The sequence below is a fragment of the Puia sp. P3 genome (assembly GCF_050632245.1).
Lineage (GTDB): Bacteria > Bacteroidota > Bacteroidia > Chitinophagales > Chitinophagaceae > Puia.
The window spans coordinates 4,201,279-4,217,043 of record NZ_CP192583.1 but is presented as its reverse complement, the minus strand read 5'-3'; the positions used below and the strand labels follow the sequence as shown (position 1 = coordinate 4,217,043).

Annotated in this window: 17 protein-coding genes; 15 read left to right on the top strand and 2 right to left on the bottom strand. The window is 52.6% G+C overall.

The window, feature by feature from the left end; all coding sequences use genetic code 11:
* Positions 1 to 7: 7 nt before the first annotated feature.
* The 10 genes from ACQ86N_RS26295 (at position 8) to ACQ86N_RS26250 (ending at position 6,211) form a co-directional block, all read left to right on the top strand.
* Positions 8 to 721, top strand: a complete 714-nt coding sequence (locus tag ACQ86N_RS26295) for an ABC transporter permease (RefSeq protein WP_431209642.1) — start codon at positions 8 to 10, stop codon at positions 719 to 721.
* Positions 722 to 815: 94 nt separating this feature from the next.
* The gene (locus ACQ86N_RS26290; protein WP_431209641.1) at positions 816 to 1,073 is read left to right on the top strand and encodes an RNA polymerase sigma factor; all 258 of its coding nucleotides are present in this window, start codon (positions 816 to 818) and stop codon (positions 1,071 to 1,073) included.
* Entirely contained in the window at positions 1,015 to 1,392 is a 378-nt protein-coding gene (locus tag ACQ86N_RS26285; RefSeq protein WP_431209640.1) for a sigma factor-like helix-turn-helix DNA-binding protein, read from the top strand. The genes ACQ86N_RS26290 and ACQ86N_RS26285 overlap by 59 nt, the downstream gene beginning before the upstream one ends.
* Positions 1,393 to 1,461: 69 nt before the next feature.
* Entirely contained in the window at positions 1,462 to 2,349 is an 888-nt protein-coding gene (locus ACQ86N_RS26280; protein WP_431218004.1) for a hypothetical protein, read from the top strand.
* Positions 2,252 to 2,464: a DUF4974 domain-containing protein gene (locus tag ACQ86N_RS26275; RefSeq protein WP_431217604.1), complete on the top strand. Its 213-nt coding sequence runs from the start codon at positions 2,252 to 2,254 to the stop codon at positions 2,462 to 2,464. The genes ACQ86N_RS26280 and ACQ86N_RS26275 overlap by 98 nt, the downstream gene beginning before the upstream one ends.
* A gap of 115 nt (positions 2,465 to 2,579) precedes the next feature.
* Positions 2,580 to 2,783 carry a hypothetical protein gene (locus tag ACQ86N_RS26270; RefSeq protein ID WP_431209639.1) on the top strand — a complete coding sequence of 68 codons (204 nt, stop codon included), beginning with the start codon at positions 2,580 to 2,582 and terminating at the stop codon, positions 2,781 to 2,783.
* A gap of 28 nt (positions 2,784 to 2,811) precedes the next feature.
* Entirely contained in the window at positions 2,812 to 4,437 is a 1,626-nt protein-coding gene (locus tag ACQ86N_RS26265; protein ID WP_431209638.1) for a TonB-dependent receptor, read from the top strand.
* A 31-nt stretch (positions 4,438 to 4,468) separates the two neighbouring features.
* On the top strand, positions 4,469 to 5,095 hold the full coding sequence (locus ACQ86N_RS26260; protein WP_431209637.1) for a hypothetical protein: 627 nt from the start codon (positions 4,469 to 4,471) through the stop codon (positions 5,093 to 5,095).
* A gap of 5 nt (positions 5,096 to 5,100) precedes the next feature.
* Entirely contained in the window at positions 5,101 to 6,048 is a 948-nt protein-coding gene (locus tag ACQ86N_RS26255; protein WP_431209636.1) for a DUF4249 domain-containing protein, read from the top strand.
* Positions 6,049 to 6,055: 7 nt separating this feature from the next.
* Positions 6,056 to 6,211 carry a hypothetical protein gene (locus ACQ86N_RS26250; protein ID WP_431209635.1) on the top strand — a complete coding sequence of 52 codons (156 nt, stop codon included), beginning with the start codon at positions 6,056 to 6,058 and terminating at the stop codon, positions 6,209 to 6,211.
* Between the two features lie 78 nt (positions 6,212 to 6,289).
* Here ACQ86N_RS26250 and ACQ86N_RS26245 read toward each other — a convergent pair whose 3' ends face one another.
* Complete coding sequence (locus ACQ86N_RS26245) at positions 6,290 to 6,763, bottom strand: endonuclease/exonuclease/phosphatase family protein (RefSeq protein ID WP_431209634.1); 474 nt, start codon at positions 6,761 to 6,763, stop codon at positions 6,290 to 6,292.
* Positions 6,764 to 6,832: 69 nt separating this feature from the next.
* The gene (locus ACQ86N_RS26240) at positions 6,833 to 8,659 is read right to left on the bottom strand and encodes a glycoside hydrolase family 2 protein (RefSeq protein WP_431209633.1); all 1,827 of its coding nucleotides are present in this window, start codon (positions 8,657 to 8,659) and stop codon (positions 6,833 to 6,835) included.
* A gap of 36 nt (positions 8,660 to 8,695) precedes the next feature.
* Here ACQ86N_RS26240 and ACQ86N_RS26235 point away from each other — a divergent pair, with 36 nt between their 5' ends.
* From ACQ86N_RS26235 to ACQ86N_RS26215, 5 genes are all read left to right on the top strand, one after another.
* On the top strand, positions 8,696 to 9,292 hold the full coding sequence (locus ACQ86N_RS26235; protein ID WP_431209632.1) for an RNA polymerase sigma-70 factor: 597 nt from the start codon (positions 8,696 to 8,698) through the stop codon (positions 9,290 to 9,292).
* A 50-nt stretch (positions 9,293 to 9,342) separates the two neighbouring features.
* Positions 9,343 to 10,395, top strand: a complete 1,053-nt coding sequence (locus ACQ86N_RS26230) for a FecR family protein (protein WP_431209631.1) — start codon at positions 9,343 to 9,345, stop codon at positions 10,393 to 10,395.
* 234 nt (positions 10,396 to 10,629) lie between these two features.
* On the top strand, positions 10,630 to 14,064 hold the full coding sequence (locus ACQ86N_RS26225) for a SusC/RagA family TonB-linked outer membrane protein (protein ID WP_431209630.1): 3,435 nt from the start codon (positions 10,630 to 10,632) through the stop codon (positions 14,062 to 14,064).
* Between the two features lie 11 nt (positions 14,065 to 14,075).
* Positions 14,076 to 15,170: a RagB/SusD family nutrient uptake outer membrane protein gene (locus ACQ86N_RS26220; protein ID WP_431209629.1), complete on the top strand. Its 1,095-nt coding sequence runs from the start codon at positions 14,076 to 14,078 to the stop codon at positions 15,168 to 15,170.
* Positions 15,133 to 15,765: a RagB/SusD family nutrient uptake outer membrane protein gene (locus ACQ86N_RS26215; protein ID WP_431209628.1), complete on the top strand. Its 633-nt coding sequence runs from the start codon at positions 15,133 to 15,135 to the stop codon at positions 15,763 to 15,765. Before ACQ86N_RS26220 ends, ACQ86N_RS26215 begins: the two co-directional genes overlap by 38 nt.

Below are 15,765 nucleotides of genomic sequence, written 5' to 3'. Positions count from 1 at the left end.
CGTTGCCATGGTCATGAATGAGGCGGCTGTGCAGCAGATCGGCATGAATAAGGATATCGTGGGAGAGAATATTCAGTACGATGGCAAGAAATATCGTGTCATCGGTGTCGTGAAAAATATCTTGCAGGAATCGCCCTACAAGCCGGTTACGCCGATGGTATATCTGCTCAGTCATGACTATATCGGTGTCGTGTGCGTGGCTTTGAAAACCGGTGTGCCCGTAAAAGATGCACTGGCCAGGGTCGAAGCGGTGTTCAAAAAATACAACCCCGCGTTGCCTTTTGTTTATACGTTCAACGATGAAGATTATGCTCAGAAATTCGCTGATGAAGAGCGTATTGGCCGTCTGGCGGCTTTCTTCACTGCGTTAGCTGTTATTATTTCCTGTCTTGGATTGTTTGGGCTTGCGTCTTTTGTTGCGGAACAGCGCAGAAAGGAAATCGGGGTGCGCAAGGTAATGGGTGCGTCGACATACCGACTATGGCAAATGCTCTCGAAGGAGTTTACGTGGCTGGTGGTGATCTCCTGCTTCATAGCCATACCGCTGGCCTGGTATTATTCCAATGACTGGCTAAAGCAGTTCGACTATAAGACCGGGCTGTCGGCGTGGGTGTTTATTGCATCGGGCGCCGGGGCGTTGGTGATCACAGTGGTCACGGTGAGTTTTCAGTGTATAAAGGCCGCGCTGGAGAACCCGGTGAGGAGTCTTCGTTCGGAATGAGGGTCCTGTAAAGATGGTGGAGATGGATGATCGGTGGGCGGGGGTTGGCAGACGAAAGGCCGGAATTTGTACTTTTGCGGCATAATTCCGCAAAATGGCCATCCTTTCGAATTTACATGACAGCGATCTGCTCCAATTGCTCGGGGATGGCAGGGAAGACGCGTTTACGGAAATTTATAAAAGATACTGGGAACGGCTGGTTGCGACTGGTTATTATTATACCCGGTCGAAGGAGGCCGCGGAGGAGGTTGTCAATGACGTGCTGATGGGGGTTGTGGTTAAGGCGCGGGACTGTGGAGATCAGTTCGCTGCCTGCCTATCTGGGGACGGCCGTCAAGTTTGCGGTTTTTAAGGGGATGGCGCGGAGTAAGAAAAGGAAGGAGATGATGGGAGGGGAGTTGTTGGATGATGACGTAGCGCATAATGAGACCGAACAGCGGCTGGACGCGCTTTTTATGGATGAATGGCTGCGGGGCGTCGTGGAGGAACTGCCCGAAAAGGCCCGCCTGGTATTTGTCTACAGCAGGGACGAACAGCTTTCGATAAAAGAGATCGCCGGGAAAATGGATCTGTCTCCCAAATCCGTTGAATATCATATGACCAAAGCGTTAAAGGCCATCCGGGAATCCATCCGGAAAATGGGTATTTTCTTCCAATCTTTTCTTTCCTGAAAAAATATTTCCTTTTTGATTTAGGGACGACCGGCTCCAAAGTGTACTATATGTCTAAACGACTTATCTATGAACCAGGAGCGATTGGACGAGCTCATCGATAAATATGCTTTTGGAACGATCAGCCCGGAGGAATTGCGGGAGCTGATGGATTGGTATCATTCCGCGGAGGTGCTGACGGTTGAATGGCCGACGCTGGAGGTGGAGGAGAAGGATCATTTACAGGAGAGGATGTTATCGAGACTGCAAACGCAGATAAGGGCGGCGGTGGCAGATGGTGCTGGTTCGGCGCCCCGGAAGCGGCTGTTCCGGATCGGAGGGTGGCAGGCGGCGGCGGCCTGTCTGGCGATCGTGGTTGCGTCTGTCTGGATCGTACGGCAGTATATGGGTCATGAAGGGAGGCCGGCACTGGTTGCCGTGCGGAATCCTTCGGGTAAGGTTCAGCATGTTCGTCTTCCGGACGGTAGTGAAGTGTGGCTGAATGCGGCGAGCACCATCCGGTATTCGCCGGAGTTTGGTAAAGCGGAGGGACGCCCGGGAAGTATGGCTGGAGGGAGAAGGCTATTTCGACGTAGCCGGGGACCCTGCCCACTCTTTTGTGGTGAATGCCGGATCGCTGAAGACAACGGTACTGGGTACCCGTTTCGACGTCAAGTCTTTGCGGGAGAGCGGCTGGCCTCCGTTGCCGTCATCAGCGGCAAGGTCAGGGTGGGGGACAGCGCGCGCGTGCTCGATGTGCTGACGGCGGCCAGTGCAGGTGCAGGTGGATGCCGTGACGGGAAGTTTCAAGACGGTGACGATAGACACCGGTCAGGTGCTCGGATGGCGGCAGGGCAAACTGCAGTACTCTGGTCAGACGATGGAAGAGGTCGCCGCCAGTCTGGGCAGGTGGTACAGTGTTCCCTTTGTTCTTTCAGATCCGGCGATCGGCCGTTGCCGGTATTATCTCAATTTTGACAATACTATCTCTCTGCAGCAATTGCTGGCGGCGCTGAAAGAGGCGACAGAGCTGAACTTTCAGGAAGACACTATTCATCATACAATTACAATTTCCGGCAAGGGCTGCAATTAATCCATTTTTATGCGCGTATCGATCGTTCTATTTTGCCTCGCTAGCGCAGGCGGTATCTCTTTTTGCCCAGCGACTGGAGGATGTAAAGGTCTCTCTGCAACTGAATCATGTGCCTATGAAAGACGCACTGCATGAGATCGAGTCGAGGACCCCTTTTAAATTTCTGGCCCGGGCGGAAGACGTGGAACAGCAGCGGGACATCACGCTTGCCGTGAAAGATCAGTCTCGTCGCAAGGGTCCTGCAGCTGCTTTTCAAAGGCAGGAATTTGCAGTACAGGCAGGTGGGGGTAAATATTATTCTGAAGAAGGGTGCGGCTGATAATTTATTGGCCGGCGAACTAGTGCCAGTGAAATATAAGGCGGCGGCGAAATTTACTGTCAGCGGTACTATCCGGGCGGCCGGGACCGGCGAGACTATCCTGAGTGCGACGGTCCGTATCGAAGAGCCTTCCACCGGCACGGTGACCAACGAGTATGGGTTCTATTCGCTGACCCTTCCATCCGGCGGAACCTACCGGATTACGATAAGCGCCGTGGGGTTCAGGACCCGAAGCGTGGAGTTTGAGCTGACGGGCGATCGGGTGGAGAATATCGGGATGGATGAAGAAGTAAAGGACCTTCAGCAGGTGACGGTTACGGCCAGTTCCGGCGGCAGGAGTCTGCAGAGTCCCCAGATGGGTCTTGAGAAGCTGAACATCCGCGAGGCGAACAAGATCCCGGTAATTTTCGGTGAAAAGGATATCCTCAAGACCATCCAGCTGTTACCGGGGATCAAGTCGGCCGGCGATGGCAACAGCGGTTTTTATGTCCGGGGCGGGGCCGCCGATCAAAACCTGATCCTTCTGGACGAAGCCGTTGTATACAACCCTTCCCATCTGCTGGGTTTCTTCTCCACCTTCAATTCGGACGCCATAAAGAATATCGATGTCTATAAGGGCGGGATGCCGGCACAGTATGGCGGCAGGCTTTCTTCGGTGGTCGACGTAAAGATGAATGACGGGAACAACAGAGACTATAGCGTCAACGGGGGGATCGGGATCATTTCCTCGCGGCTGACGGCGGAGGGCCCCATCCAGCAGGACAAGTCCTCCTTTCTCATCTCGGGCCGGCGGACCTATGCCGATCTTTTCCTGAAGCTCTCTTCGGACTCCAATGTCAACAAGAGCCGGCTCTATTTTTATGACCTGAACGCAAAGGCCAATTACATTTTCGGGGACAAGGACCGGCTGTATCTTTCGGGCTATTTTGGGAGGGATGTTCTTGCCCAGTCCAATACGGTTGGCATCAACTGGGGCAATACCACGGCCACGCTGCGGTGGAACCACCTGTTCAATACGCGGCTGTTCTCCAATACCTCACTTGTCTACAGCAATTATGACTACAAGATCCATATCAACCAGGACGGGAACGATTTCGATATTTTTTCCCAGATACGGGACTGGAATCTGAAGGAGGCGCTGCAGTGGTACGCGAGTCAGAAGAATACCGTCAGTGTCGGTCTCGACGCCATTTTTCACACCATCCGGCCCGGGGAGATCACGGCGCAGGGCAATGATCCGGGGATCAATTCTATTATGCTCCAGCGCCGGTATTCACTGGAAAACGCCGTGTATGTCACCGACACCTGGAAGGCGAGCGACCGGTTTGGTCTTACCTACGGCCTGAGGGTCTCGGCCTTTTCGGTGCTCGGCAAGGGGGACTACTATAACTTCGATGCCGGCGGACGGGTCATCGATACGCTGCATTACCGGAGCGGCCAGGTGGTAAAGACCTATGTCAATCCCGAACCCAGGATCGCGGCCAGTTATCAGCTAAATCCCACTACATCTGTCAAGGCGTCCTATGTCCGGAATACCCAGAACCTCCACCTTATTTCCAATAGCACTACCAGTTCGCCGACGGATAAATGGGTGGCGAATACGAATGTGATCAAGCTTCGGGATCGCCGACCAGTGGGCCGTCGGGTACTATAAAAATCTGGCCGGAAACAAATACGAGCTGACGGTGGAGACCTACTATAAGAACATGCAGAATCAGATAGACTATCGTAACGGCGCGAATATCTTTACCAACCATCCCATCGAATCCGAACTGCTTTTTGGCCGGGGCAGGGCGTATGGGGTGGAACTGTTGCTGAGGAAGAAGGTCGGCCGGCTCACGGGATGGGTCAGCTATACCCTCTCGAAGACGGAGCTAAAGATCGATGGTATCAATGATAACCGCTGGTATAATGCCCGGCAGGACAGGACCCATGATATCGCTGTTGTTGGCGTGTATGAGATCGACAAGAAGTGGAGTTTCTCCGCGGACTGGGTTTTCTATACGGGTGATGCTGTCACCTTCCCAAATGGTAAATATCAGGTCAACGGGGATGTATACTTCTACTACACCAACCGGAATGCCTACCGGATGCCGAATTACCACCGGCTCGACTTTAGCTTCACCCACCAGCTGAAGAAGACAAAACGGTTTTCCAGCGAGCTGGTGTTTGGGGTATACAATGCCTATGGCCGGAAGAATGCTTACCAGATCGATTTCCGGGAGGGGAAGAACGATCCCAATATCACGGAGGCTGTGGAGAGTTCGCTGTTCAGTTTCGTACCGTCGATATCTTATAATTTTAAATTCTAGGTTTTATGGGACCCGTAAAAAACATCATTTTAGTGTTTGTTTTCTCGTTGCAGTTGTGTGCCTGTCAGCGGGTGATCAGCGTACACCTGAATTCCGGCGCCACCAAATATGTGATCGAAGGGGTGGTCAATGACCGGCCGGGCGGTTCCCGCGTCTCTATCAGTCAGACGAAGGATTTTAGTTCTAATAACGTGTTTGCGGGTGTCAGCGGGGCTGTCGTCACGATCGAGAACAACGGGTCCGTCTACCCGCTGACGGAAACGAGCGTGGGAGTGTATACGAGTAGCGCGCTCACGGGTGTGCCGGGAAACACGTATGGTCTTAGGGTCGTGCTCAGTGGAGCGGTCTATACGGCCATTTCGACCATGCCCAATTCGGTGGTTGGCATCGACAGTATTTATGTCAGTAACGGGACGCTCACGGACAAGCGGTATGCGACGGTTGTCTATTCCGATCCTGCGGGCACTCCCAATTATTATCGATGGGAGCAGTATGTCAACGGCCGGAAAGAGAAGACGAATTTTCTCGGCAATGATGAATTCACGGACGGGCTGAAGATCAGGACGCAGCTGGATTTCAACAACGATACGAACGACGCGACCAGGGATGTCAGGACGGGAGATTCGATCCGTGTCGATATGATCAATCTGGACTCCACCGTCTACCAGTACTGGTATGCCCTTCAGCAGGATGCCGACGGGTCCGGCGGGACTGCTTCGCCTGCGAATCCTGTCAGCAATATCAGCGGGGGTGTCTGGGGTATTTTAGCGCTCAGGGGGTTCGGTCGGGAACTATTGTTGCAGGGAAGGAATAGCTGCGCTCAGGATCGGAGCGTTGAGCGGAAGATCCGGGTCGTCTCAGAACCGCAGTGTCGCAAAAACGGGGTAGTGGTCGCTCGACTTCGAGCTGCGGACGGCGTAGGCATTCCCGGGTGCAAAGCCTCTGGAAAATAAGTAGTCGTTGGTCGGTGTTACCAGTCCCATCATTGCCTTTGCGGTGCTGCCGACGTTAGAAGTCGGCCAGTCGAACCCGGTTGTGCTGAACTCTTTCACGACCGATCGCGAATATTTTGGAAAGGCGGTGTTAAAGTCGCCGCCGATCAAAACATATTTATAATGGGAGGACTCCTGAAAACCATAACGGGCGACGGAATCGACCTGGTCCATTCTCATTTTCCGGCTCATGGCGACTGTCTCAGTGTGAACGCTGAGCACCAGGATCTTTTTCATGGATGGTCACTTCGCCAACCGTAACACCCCGCCGTTGCCGGTTCTGCCATTTGGCGTGAGGCAGAATTAGCTTGCCGAAATGTTGTATCGCGCCCTTTGTCAGGATTGCATTGCCAATATCCTTTTTGTCCGCCTTGTCATATGAAAATGGGATGTAGAGGTAATTCAGGCCTAACCCGCCTGCAATTTCCTGTACTCCTTCTTCATTCATTTCCTGTAACAAATAGATATCGACTGGCGTTGTCGATTGCAGTCGTTGCATTTCGGTGATCGCCAATTGTATCTTTCGGGCTTTTTTGATATTGAATGTCACTACGTTCAGGGAGTCTGCCGGTCCTGTGGCGACGGTCGATCCGGGGACGGAGGTAAAGATGGGTTTGCCGGCGTCGCCGTAAAATTTGAGGGTATGACAGGAAAGGAGCGGGACCAGGGATATCATCAGGACCAGATTCCTCACAGAAGCTCTACACATGTACTTTGCGTATTTTAGCAAATATACGAAATATTATTAATAGGTTAAGTTTGTCTGTTGCGATAGTGCATAGCCTGACCGAATGACGGCTTCGTTGACGGCCCGGACGCGGTCGGTCTCCATTTTTTCGACGGCGCGGTCATAGGTGAGGATGCCGTTGATCTCGTGTTCGACGTCGGTGGTCTGGGTATAGATGGCGACGCTGAGGCCCTTGTACTTCATCAACTGTTCGACCTCGTCGAGGAGGAAGACGTATCGGTCGGTCAGTCTTGACCTCGTGGGTTCGTAGTCGTAAGCGTTGTTGTGGACGGGCCACATGTGGTCGCGTACGAAGAGGCCGACTCCGCCGAACTCGCCGAGGGAGGCGGCGCGGTGGTCGTCGGGTTTTGAAGCGCCGTATGGACCGACGTAGATATGGGTGTCGACGTAGTCGCCGTTGCCGGGGTCACCGTATGCCTTTTGATAAGAGGGATTGTTATTAAATCCAGAGTTGCCGTTGACGAGACGGGAGGGGTCGTATTGTTTGACCCAGTCGGCAATTTCTTTTGCGTCGAAGGCGCCCCAGTTCTCGTTGAAGGGTACCCAGGTGATGATGGAGGGGGAATTGTAGTGCTGGTCGATGAGGGCTTTCAGCTCTTTGCGGAATTCGGTGCGGGTGCGGGCGGTGTCTTCATTCTGGTACCAGATGGCGGGCATGTCCTGCCAGACGAATAGTCCGAGTTTGTCGGCCCAGTAATAGAAGCGCCGGGGCTCGGTCTTCATGTGTTTTCGGATAAGATTGAAGCCGGCGTTTTTCGTGAACTGCATGTCGAATTTCATGGCCTCTTCGGTGGGGGCGGTCAGGATGCCGTCGGGCCAGTAGCCCTGGTCGAGCAGGCCGAGCTGCATGGTGAATTTTCCGTTGATGATGGGACGGATGGTGCCGTTGAGTTTGCCGAGGCGGATGTCGCGCATTCCGAAGTAGCTGGTGATCTCGTCGATGGTCTTTCCGCCTTCTTCGAGGCGGATCTTCAGGTCATATAAGAAGGGCGTGTCGGGTGACCAGGTCTTCGGTGATTTAATGGGGAGATAAAAGTAGGTGCCGGTCGTTGATTCGGTAGTGGCCACTGGTTTGTCTCCGTCGAAAGCGGTTGCTGTAAGCTTTGCGGGGGCCGGCGTGCTGACCCATACTTTCAGGCGACTGTTTGTCAGGTCGGGTAATAGCCGGATGTTTTCGACGTAGTTTTTGCTGACGGGTTCGAGCCATACCGACTGCCAGATGCCGGAGCAGAAGGTATAGTCGCCGCGGGGTCCGCTTTTGCCGGAAGGGACACGGCCGTCGTTGGCGTCTTTGACGGCGGCTATGAGGGTGTTGTCTCCGTTGGTGAGATATTTTGTGATGTCGAAGCTGAATGCGTCGTAGCTGCCGGCGTGGGAGCCGATCTTGCGGCCGTTGACGAACAGGGTGGTATGGTGGGCCACGGCTTCGAGCTGGATGATGATCTGTTTGTTCTTCCAGGTATCCGGAATTGTCAGCTTGCGCCGGTACCACATGTTGATCTCCTGTTTGCGCCGGATGCCGGAAAGGACCGACTCGGGGCAGTAGGGGACGAGGATCTGTTCGGTTTTATCGAATGCAATCGGTTTTTCCGGATCGAGTGCGTCGGCGATGGCGGCGCCGCCCTGATAGTCCCATTTACCATTTAATGGCATCCACGCGGAGCGCTGTAGTTGGGGGCGAGGGTATTCGGGAAAGGGAGTTTCGGCTGCGAGGGCTGTCTTTGTCCACTGTGTGGGGAGGGTGGCTTTTTGTGCGAACAGGCCGGAACAGTTGAATATAAGAAACAGTAAAATGAGTGTTGTGTTGCGTTGAAAATTGTCCATGGTAATAATTCGGAGAGGTGGTAAACTTAGTGCAATATGCCGAAATATTATTATTTTGCGATGCCAAAGACGAACCAGATGTTGCACGACGATTGCGATAGTGTTACGCCCGATAGTCAGAAAGACATGCTGGAGCACCTGTTCAACGAGCTGTTCCGCGAGTACGAGCAGCCACTTTATTTGTTTGCTTTAAAGTTGCTAAAATCCGATGTGGCGGCGAAGGATATCATCCAGGACGTTTTTTTAAAGTTGTGGCTGATACGCGATCAGATATCGGAGATCAAGAGCATCTCTTCTTTTCTTTACAAGCTCACCGAGAATAAGGTAATCGACTCTTTACGGGCTTCCGCCGCCGACCAGAAGAAAAAGCAGGACCTCTGGCATCGTCTTCGTCTCAGCAGCGAAGAGCACGTGGGTATCGGGGTGGAATCGAAAGAGTATCATGCCATTATACAACAGGCCATCGAACAGCTGCCGCCCCAGCGCAGGGCTGTCTATCTTCTGTCCCGGGCGGAGGACAGGCCGCGTAAAGAAATAGCTTCCCTGCTGCAGATCTCTCCCAATACCGTGCGGAATCAGCTGGCGAAGGCGATCGAGAATATCGTTTCCTACCTAAGGAGTAACGTGGACTAATTTTTTTATTTAGCAGTAGTACATTTTTGGCCGGCGGCCGTCTTATGGGCATGTCGCGTATTTACGATTTGCTGGAAAAGTTTGCTGCGGGGACCTGTACCGAGGGTGAGTTCGAGGAGCTTATGCAGCTGTTGAAGGCAAATGAGAACGATGACGCTGTCCGAAGCGATATGCGGAAGTTCTACAATTCGCTGGATTCGCAGGTGGTATCGGATGTTCATATCGACGAGCAGGGAGGTATGTTCCAAAACGAGGGGCCTGTGGTGGCCCGTCGGCCGGTGGTGAGGAGGATAAAAAGGGCGGCCCTGGCGTTGTGCGCGGTCGCCGTGATTGCCCTGGCCTGGAAATTCTTCTTAGTCGGGCACCCTGTCAATAAAGCGGAAGATCCCAGGACGATCAGTAAGATATATACCCCGGCGGGGTCGCGGACGAGCGTTGTGCTGCCGGACGGCACTGAGGTCTGGCTCAATTCTTTTTCTACTCTTACCTATTCAACAGCAGATTTTAATAGCGGGAGGAGGGAAGTCTCCCTTGTAGGTGAAGCCCTATTCAAAGTAAAGCACGATTCGCTGCATTTGTTCCTGGTCCATACGAGGAACTTCGACGTGACCGATCTGGGGACGGTGTTCAATGTCTCGGCCTATCCGGAGGACAAGAGCGGGCAGGCTTCGCTGATCAGTGGTTCTATCGAAGTGACCACGAAGGGAAACAATGGGAAAAAAATCACGCTGGTACCCAATCAGCGGATCATTGTCCGGAACGATAATAAAAGCAGTGTAGTGAGTTCCAAACCGGACAGGCTGGTCGCCGAATCGACCATCAAGCCCATCAAGGCTGTTCTCCTCACTCCCCAAATAAGCCTGGCGCCCGATACGGCGTGGATGGTGAACAAGTTATTTTTTACGGAAGAGAGTTTTTATGAGCTTGCGGAGCAGATGCAGCGGCGCTATAATGTGGAAATAATTTTCAGGAGCGAGAGGGCCAGGAATTTCAAGTTTACCGGGCGGTTCGAAGAGGAGAATATCGAGGAGGCGTTGAAGGAGCTGCAGGCGATCGCGCCTTTTACTTACAGACGAACCAGCAATGAGATCTATATTGACTAATCTATATTCAACCAAAACTACAGCTATGACATAACCCAACAGTCCCACATACCATCTCATAAAAAAAGGCGGGAAATGCCCTACATTCCCCGCCCGGATTCAATTGTAAAAACCTTCACCCAGCGTTGAAACGGGAGGGTCTTTTCTAACAATTAAACTTGTTGTAAATGTATGGAAAATAAATTATTTCCATTTGTTGCCAGCCCTATAAGGCTCCAAAAAATGCTTCTTATTATGAAACTAACCGTAGTTTTATTATTGGCTGGCTGCCTCCAGGTATCAGCTAAAGCATATGGCCAAAACGATCTGACGATTAGCCTCGATCTCAAGAATGTCAAGCTGAAAAAGGCGTTTGAGATCATCGAAAAAAATTCGCGGTACAGGTTTCTGTACAACTCCAATACGGTACCCGACAATCTGCGGGTCGATCTGCACGAGAAAAAGATAACCATTACGGACGCGCTGGACAGGCTGGTCCGCGGCAATGGATTGATCTATAAGATCATCAATGACAAGGTGATTGCCGTAACCTCCGCCGGTGAAATGATGCAGACGGTCCCGGTAAAAGGGGATGTGACAGATAGTACGGGCAAGCCATTGCAGGGAATCTCCGTTAGCATCCAGGGCAAAAGAGGCGGGACGACGACGGACGCCAATGGTCATTTCGAGCTGGAAGTGCCGGAGAATGCTGTGCTGGAGATCAGCGGCATCGGCTATCAGCCCGAGCAGGTGCGTGCCAGCGCGCAGCCCGTCCGTATTGTTCTGAAAGGCGCGCCGAACGGCCTCAATGAGGTGGTTGTCGTGGGTTATGGTACGAAACTGAAGCAGACCGATCTGACGGGTTCCGTTGCGAGAATAGGAGGGGAGAAGCTGGAATCCCGTCCTGTGACGGGCGCTCTCGACGCCCTGCAGGGCCTTGTCCCGGGCGCGTCAGTCACGCGTAACAGCGGGCAGCCGGGAGGGCAGGGTTATCAGCTTTCGATAAGGGGAGCGTCCTCCATCAACGGCAATGTACCGCTGGTGCTGATCGACGGGATCCCGAGTGATCTTAGCCTGATCAACCCGCAGGATATCCAGGACATCACCATTCTGAAGGATGCTACGGCGGCTATTTATGGCGCGCGTGCGGCGGATGGGGTTCTGCTGGTGACTACGAAGAGGGGTAGGAAGTCGAGTAAACCGAATATTGCGTATAGTTTCAACGGGGCTGTCAAGAAGCCGGGTATGATGAGGAGGATGGTTTCGACGGATCATTTTGTAAAGATGTTCAATGAGGCGAACAAGAACGACGGCGATCCGCAGACCTTCTCCGATAGCACGCTGGCGAAGATCGCGGCCAATGATCCTGGTGTAGGACCGGGGGAAAACTGGGGCGTGACGTCCTTTCCGATGTTCTATCAGTCGAGGGACTGGTACCGGAGTCTTTTCAAAACGTCCTTCCGGCCTACGCACAACCTGAGCATCTCGGGTGGCGGCGAAAATTCCTCTTACGTCATATCGTTTGGGGATACGAGGGACAATGGCAATATTTCCGCGGGAACGAACAGGGCGGTACGCGATAATCTGCGGATCGATCTGCAGACCAATCTGCTGAAGAATCTCAAGCTGGATCTCAATACGGCGTATGACTATATGAATACGCAGCAGCCGTCAGAGCTGAACGATGCGATCGACAACGGACTGAAGATGTTCTCGTATCTGCCCGTGAGAAATCCTGCCGGGAATTATTACGGTTATCAGGGATATGAGAATCCTTTTCAGGAGCTGACCATGGGTGGTAATGAGACAAAGACTGATTCCCGCTGGAGCAACAACGTGAAGCTGGACTTCGAGCCGGTCAGGGGTTTGGTATGGACGGGTCAGGTCGGGATCAATATTCAGCGGCATGACGACAATGCCAATTACCCTACCAATATCGAGCACAACTGGGACAATACGCCCAACTCGCTGATCCGGAACAACCCGAACAGGGCGAGCTACAGCAATTTCAATTCTGTCTACAAGAATTATACGACGTACGTCAACTACAGCAGGGAGTTCGGCAGGCATGATGTGAAGCTGATGGCGGGGGCTTCGAGCGAGAAGTTCACGCGGCAGTCGGAATATATGCAGGGGTCGGATTTCTCGAGCAATACCGTATTCACGCTGCCCTTGTCCGATCCTTCGAACCTCCGGGCCGGGGACTACTGGGACAATAACCCGTGGGCGCTGCAGTCCTTTTTCGGTCGTGCGGCCTATTCCTATGACGGCAAGTACTATCTGGAGGGGACATTGCGGAAGGATGGGAGTTCGAAATTCTCGCCGGAGAAACGATGGAGCGAAATCTATCCGAGCATTTCGGCGGCGTGGAAGGTCTCCGGAGAAGAGTTTTTCCGGAATATATTTAGTAATGATGTGGTCAATTTGTTTAAAATACGGGCGTCGTGGGGCAAGACCGGAAACCAGGACCTGCCTTCACTGGGTCTGTTCGACTATATCCAGCAGATCAATATAGGGGGACAGTATCCTATCGACGGGTCGACGGTATCCAAGCTGGCTTCGCTGAAGGGGATCGCTTCGCCGGATCGCACGTGGGAAACGATCGAAACGAAGAATCTGGGTTTCGATCTCGCGCTGGCCCATTCGAGGCTGAACCTTTCTTTCGATATCTATAGAAAGAATAACAACAACATGCTGGTCAGCATAACCTATCCATCGACCCTGGGCGCTGCTGCTCCGACGGCCAATGCCGGAGCCCTGTTGAATAAAGGCTGGGAATTCAATGGTCAGTGGAACGACAAGGTCGGGCAGGTTCGTTACAATCTCGGTGTGATCCTGAACTACAATACGAATACTATCACCAATCTGCAGGGACAGGATAACTATAACCTCGGTCTGACGCAGGCCAGGCAGGGGTATCCGCTGAATTCCTATTTTGGATACAAGGCTTCGGTGATCCGGAATCAGGCTGAGCTGGACGCGTATGCTTCCAAATATGCAGGCAAGGGCATTGTGCCCGCGACGCAGCCCAATGGATACGGCGGTCTTGGAATCGGGGATATGATGTATCAGGATATCGACGGCGACGGTCAGATAACTACCTATGGGGATAAGACGAAGGGGCATAACGGAGATGCGGTGTTTCTCGGATCGCAGATCCCGAAGCTGACTTACAGCATGACTGGTGGGTTGAGCTATAAGGGGTTTGACTTTTCCTTTATTCTGCAGGGTACGGGAAATAAATATGTGTGGAGGGGTAATGGCAATTTTGGTGTTCCTCTGGGGCAGTCCTGGTTCCAGCCTCTGGATTATTTCTATGGCAAGACGTTTTCTTCGGCGAATCCCAACGCTATGTATCCCCGTCTTTCCAATAATGGAACCGTCAAGGGGAATAACTATGCGTTCTCCTCGAAGTGGCTGGAAAATACGAGATATCTGAGAATGAAGAATATCAGTGTAGGGTATACGTTCACGAATCTGCAGATCAGGGATTTTAAAATTCATGGCCTGAGGGTGTATGTGAGCGGACAGGACCTGTTCGAGTTTGCGAAGGGAACCTGGGATCATATGTATGATCCGGAAGAGACCTATGTTCCGACCGTTACTGAGGATGCGAACAATCCCGCGTATTACGAGCAAAACTATCCTATGTACCGTGCGTTTTCGTTTGGGGTGAATGTTAACTTCTAAAACAGATTGCGATGAAAATGATCAAATTTTCTTTTTTTATACTAGTGGTTTTTATCTCGGTGGTGGGTTGTAAGAAGGATCTCGATCTGACGCCTCAGTCCGAAATTACCGATCCGGCCTACTGGCAGACGGCAAATGATTTCCGACTGGCGGCCAACTGGTTCTACAACCAGACGCTGCCTGATCCCCGGTATTATGGGACGAATAATAACGACAATATGTCGGATATAGCTTTTGGGCAGAGTTCTATCGATCCGGTGAGTTCGGGGACCTATGTTCCGGCGGAGCAGGATGACAACTGGGATAGCGCGTATAGTTCGATCCGGAATGCGAACAAACTGATCGCCGAGGGGGTTTCTTCTGCGTTGAAGACCGATGTTCAGCCTTTTTTGGGTGAGGGATATTTTTTCCGGGCCTTTGACTATTTTAATTTGTTGAAATTGTACGGGGGCGTGCCCATCATCAACAAGGTGTTGTTGCCGACGGATTCGGCGGTCTTTACTGCCAGGGCTTCGCGGGATGTGGTGATGGATTCCATATTGAGCGATCTGGACAATGCGATCGCCGACCTGCCGGCGAAGCCTGTTGCGGAGACGGGTCGGATCTGTAAGGAGGCGGCTCAGGCTTTTAAGGCGCGGGTTTGTCTGTTCGAGGGTACGTGGAGGAAATTCCATGCGTCGGGGGATGCGAATGTTTTATTGGATCAGGCTGTAGCCGCGGCGAAGGCTGTTATCGACAGCAAGTCCTATGTGTTGTATCAGGGTAAGGGGGACGCGAGCTACCGGTATATGTTCATCGATAATACGAGCATGAATGATCCGGAGACTATTATCTCGAAAAAATACCGCACGAATATCAACGTCAACGGATGGGCCTATGGGGTGTCCTGGGGCAATCTGAATCCGACGAAGGCGGCGGCGGATATGTATCTGTGCAATGACGGACTGCCGATTGACAAGTCGCCGTTATTTAAGGGCTATGATTCGTGCCGGTCGGAGTTCTATAACCGGGACCTGCGGATGGCGCAGTCGCTGCTGATACCGGCGACGAAGGTGATCAGGCCGCAGTATGATAGCTACCGGCCACAAGTGGCCTGGGATGGATAATAACCGGAGCTCGAATTCGGGGTATATGCTTTATAAATTTGTTTCGGAGCAGCCGACCCCTGGGGACGGCGGCGGTGCGTTCGACTGGAATGTTATCCGTTATGCGGAGGTGTTGCTGGTCTATGCGGAGGCTGTCTTTGAAAGGAATGGGTCAATTTCCGATGCGGATCTGGATCTGTCTGTGAATGTTTTACGGGACCGGGTGAAGATGCCGCATCTGACGAATGGCCTGGTGGCGGGCAACGGGCTGGATATGGAGACCGAGATCCGGAGGGAAAGGACGGTCGAGCTGGCATTTGAGGGTTTCCGTTGGGACGATCTGCGGAGGTGGAAGACGGCGGAGACGGTATTGCCTCGCTCCATACTGAGTGTGAAGGTGACGGGGACGCAGTGGGCGGATAAGGTGATAACGCTGGACGGCAGCAGTTACAACAGCATTTTTTATAACTTGTCGGCGGGTCAGCTGGAGAACGGGTACAAGGTGTTGCAGCCGAGCAGTCAGCGGTCGTTCAATGTAAACAAGAACTATCTGTTGCCGATACCGACGAAGCAGGTGGCTCTGAATCCGAATTTGAAACAGAATCCAAACTGGTAA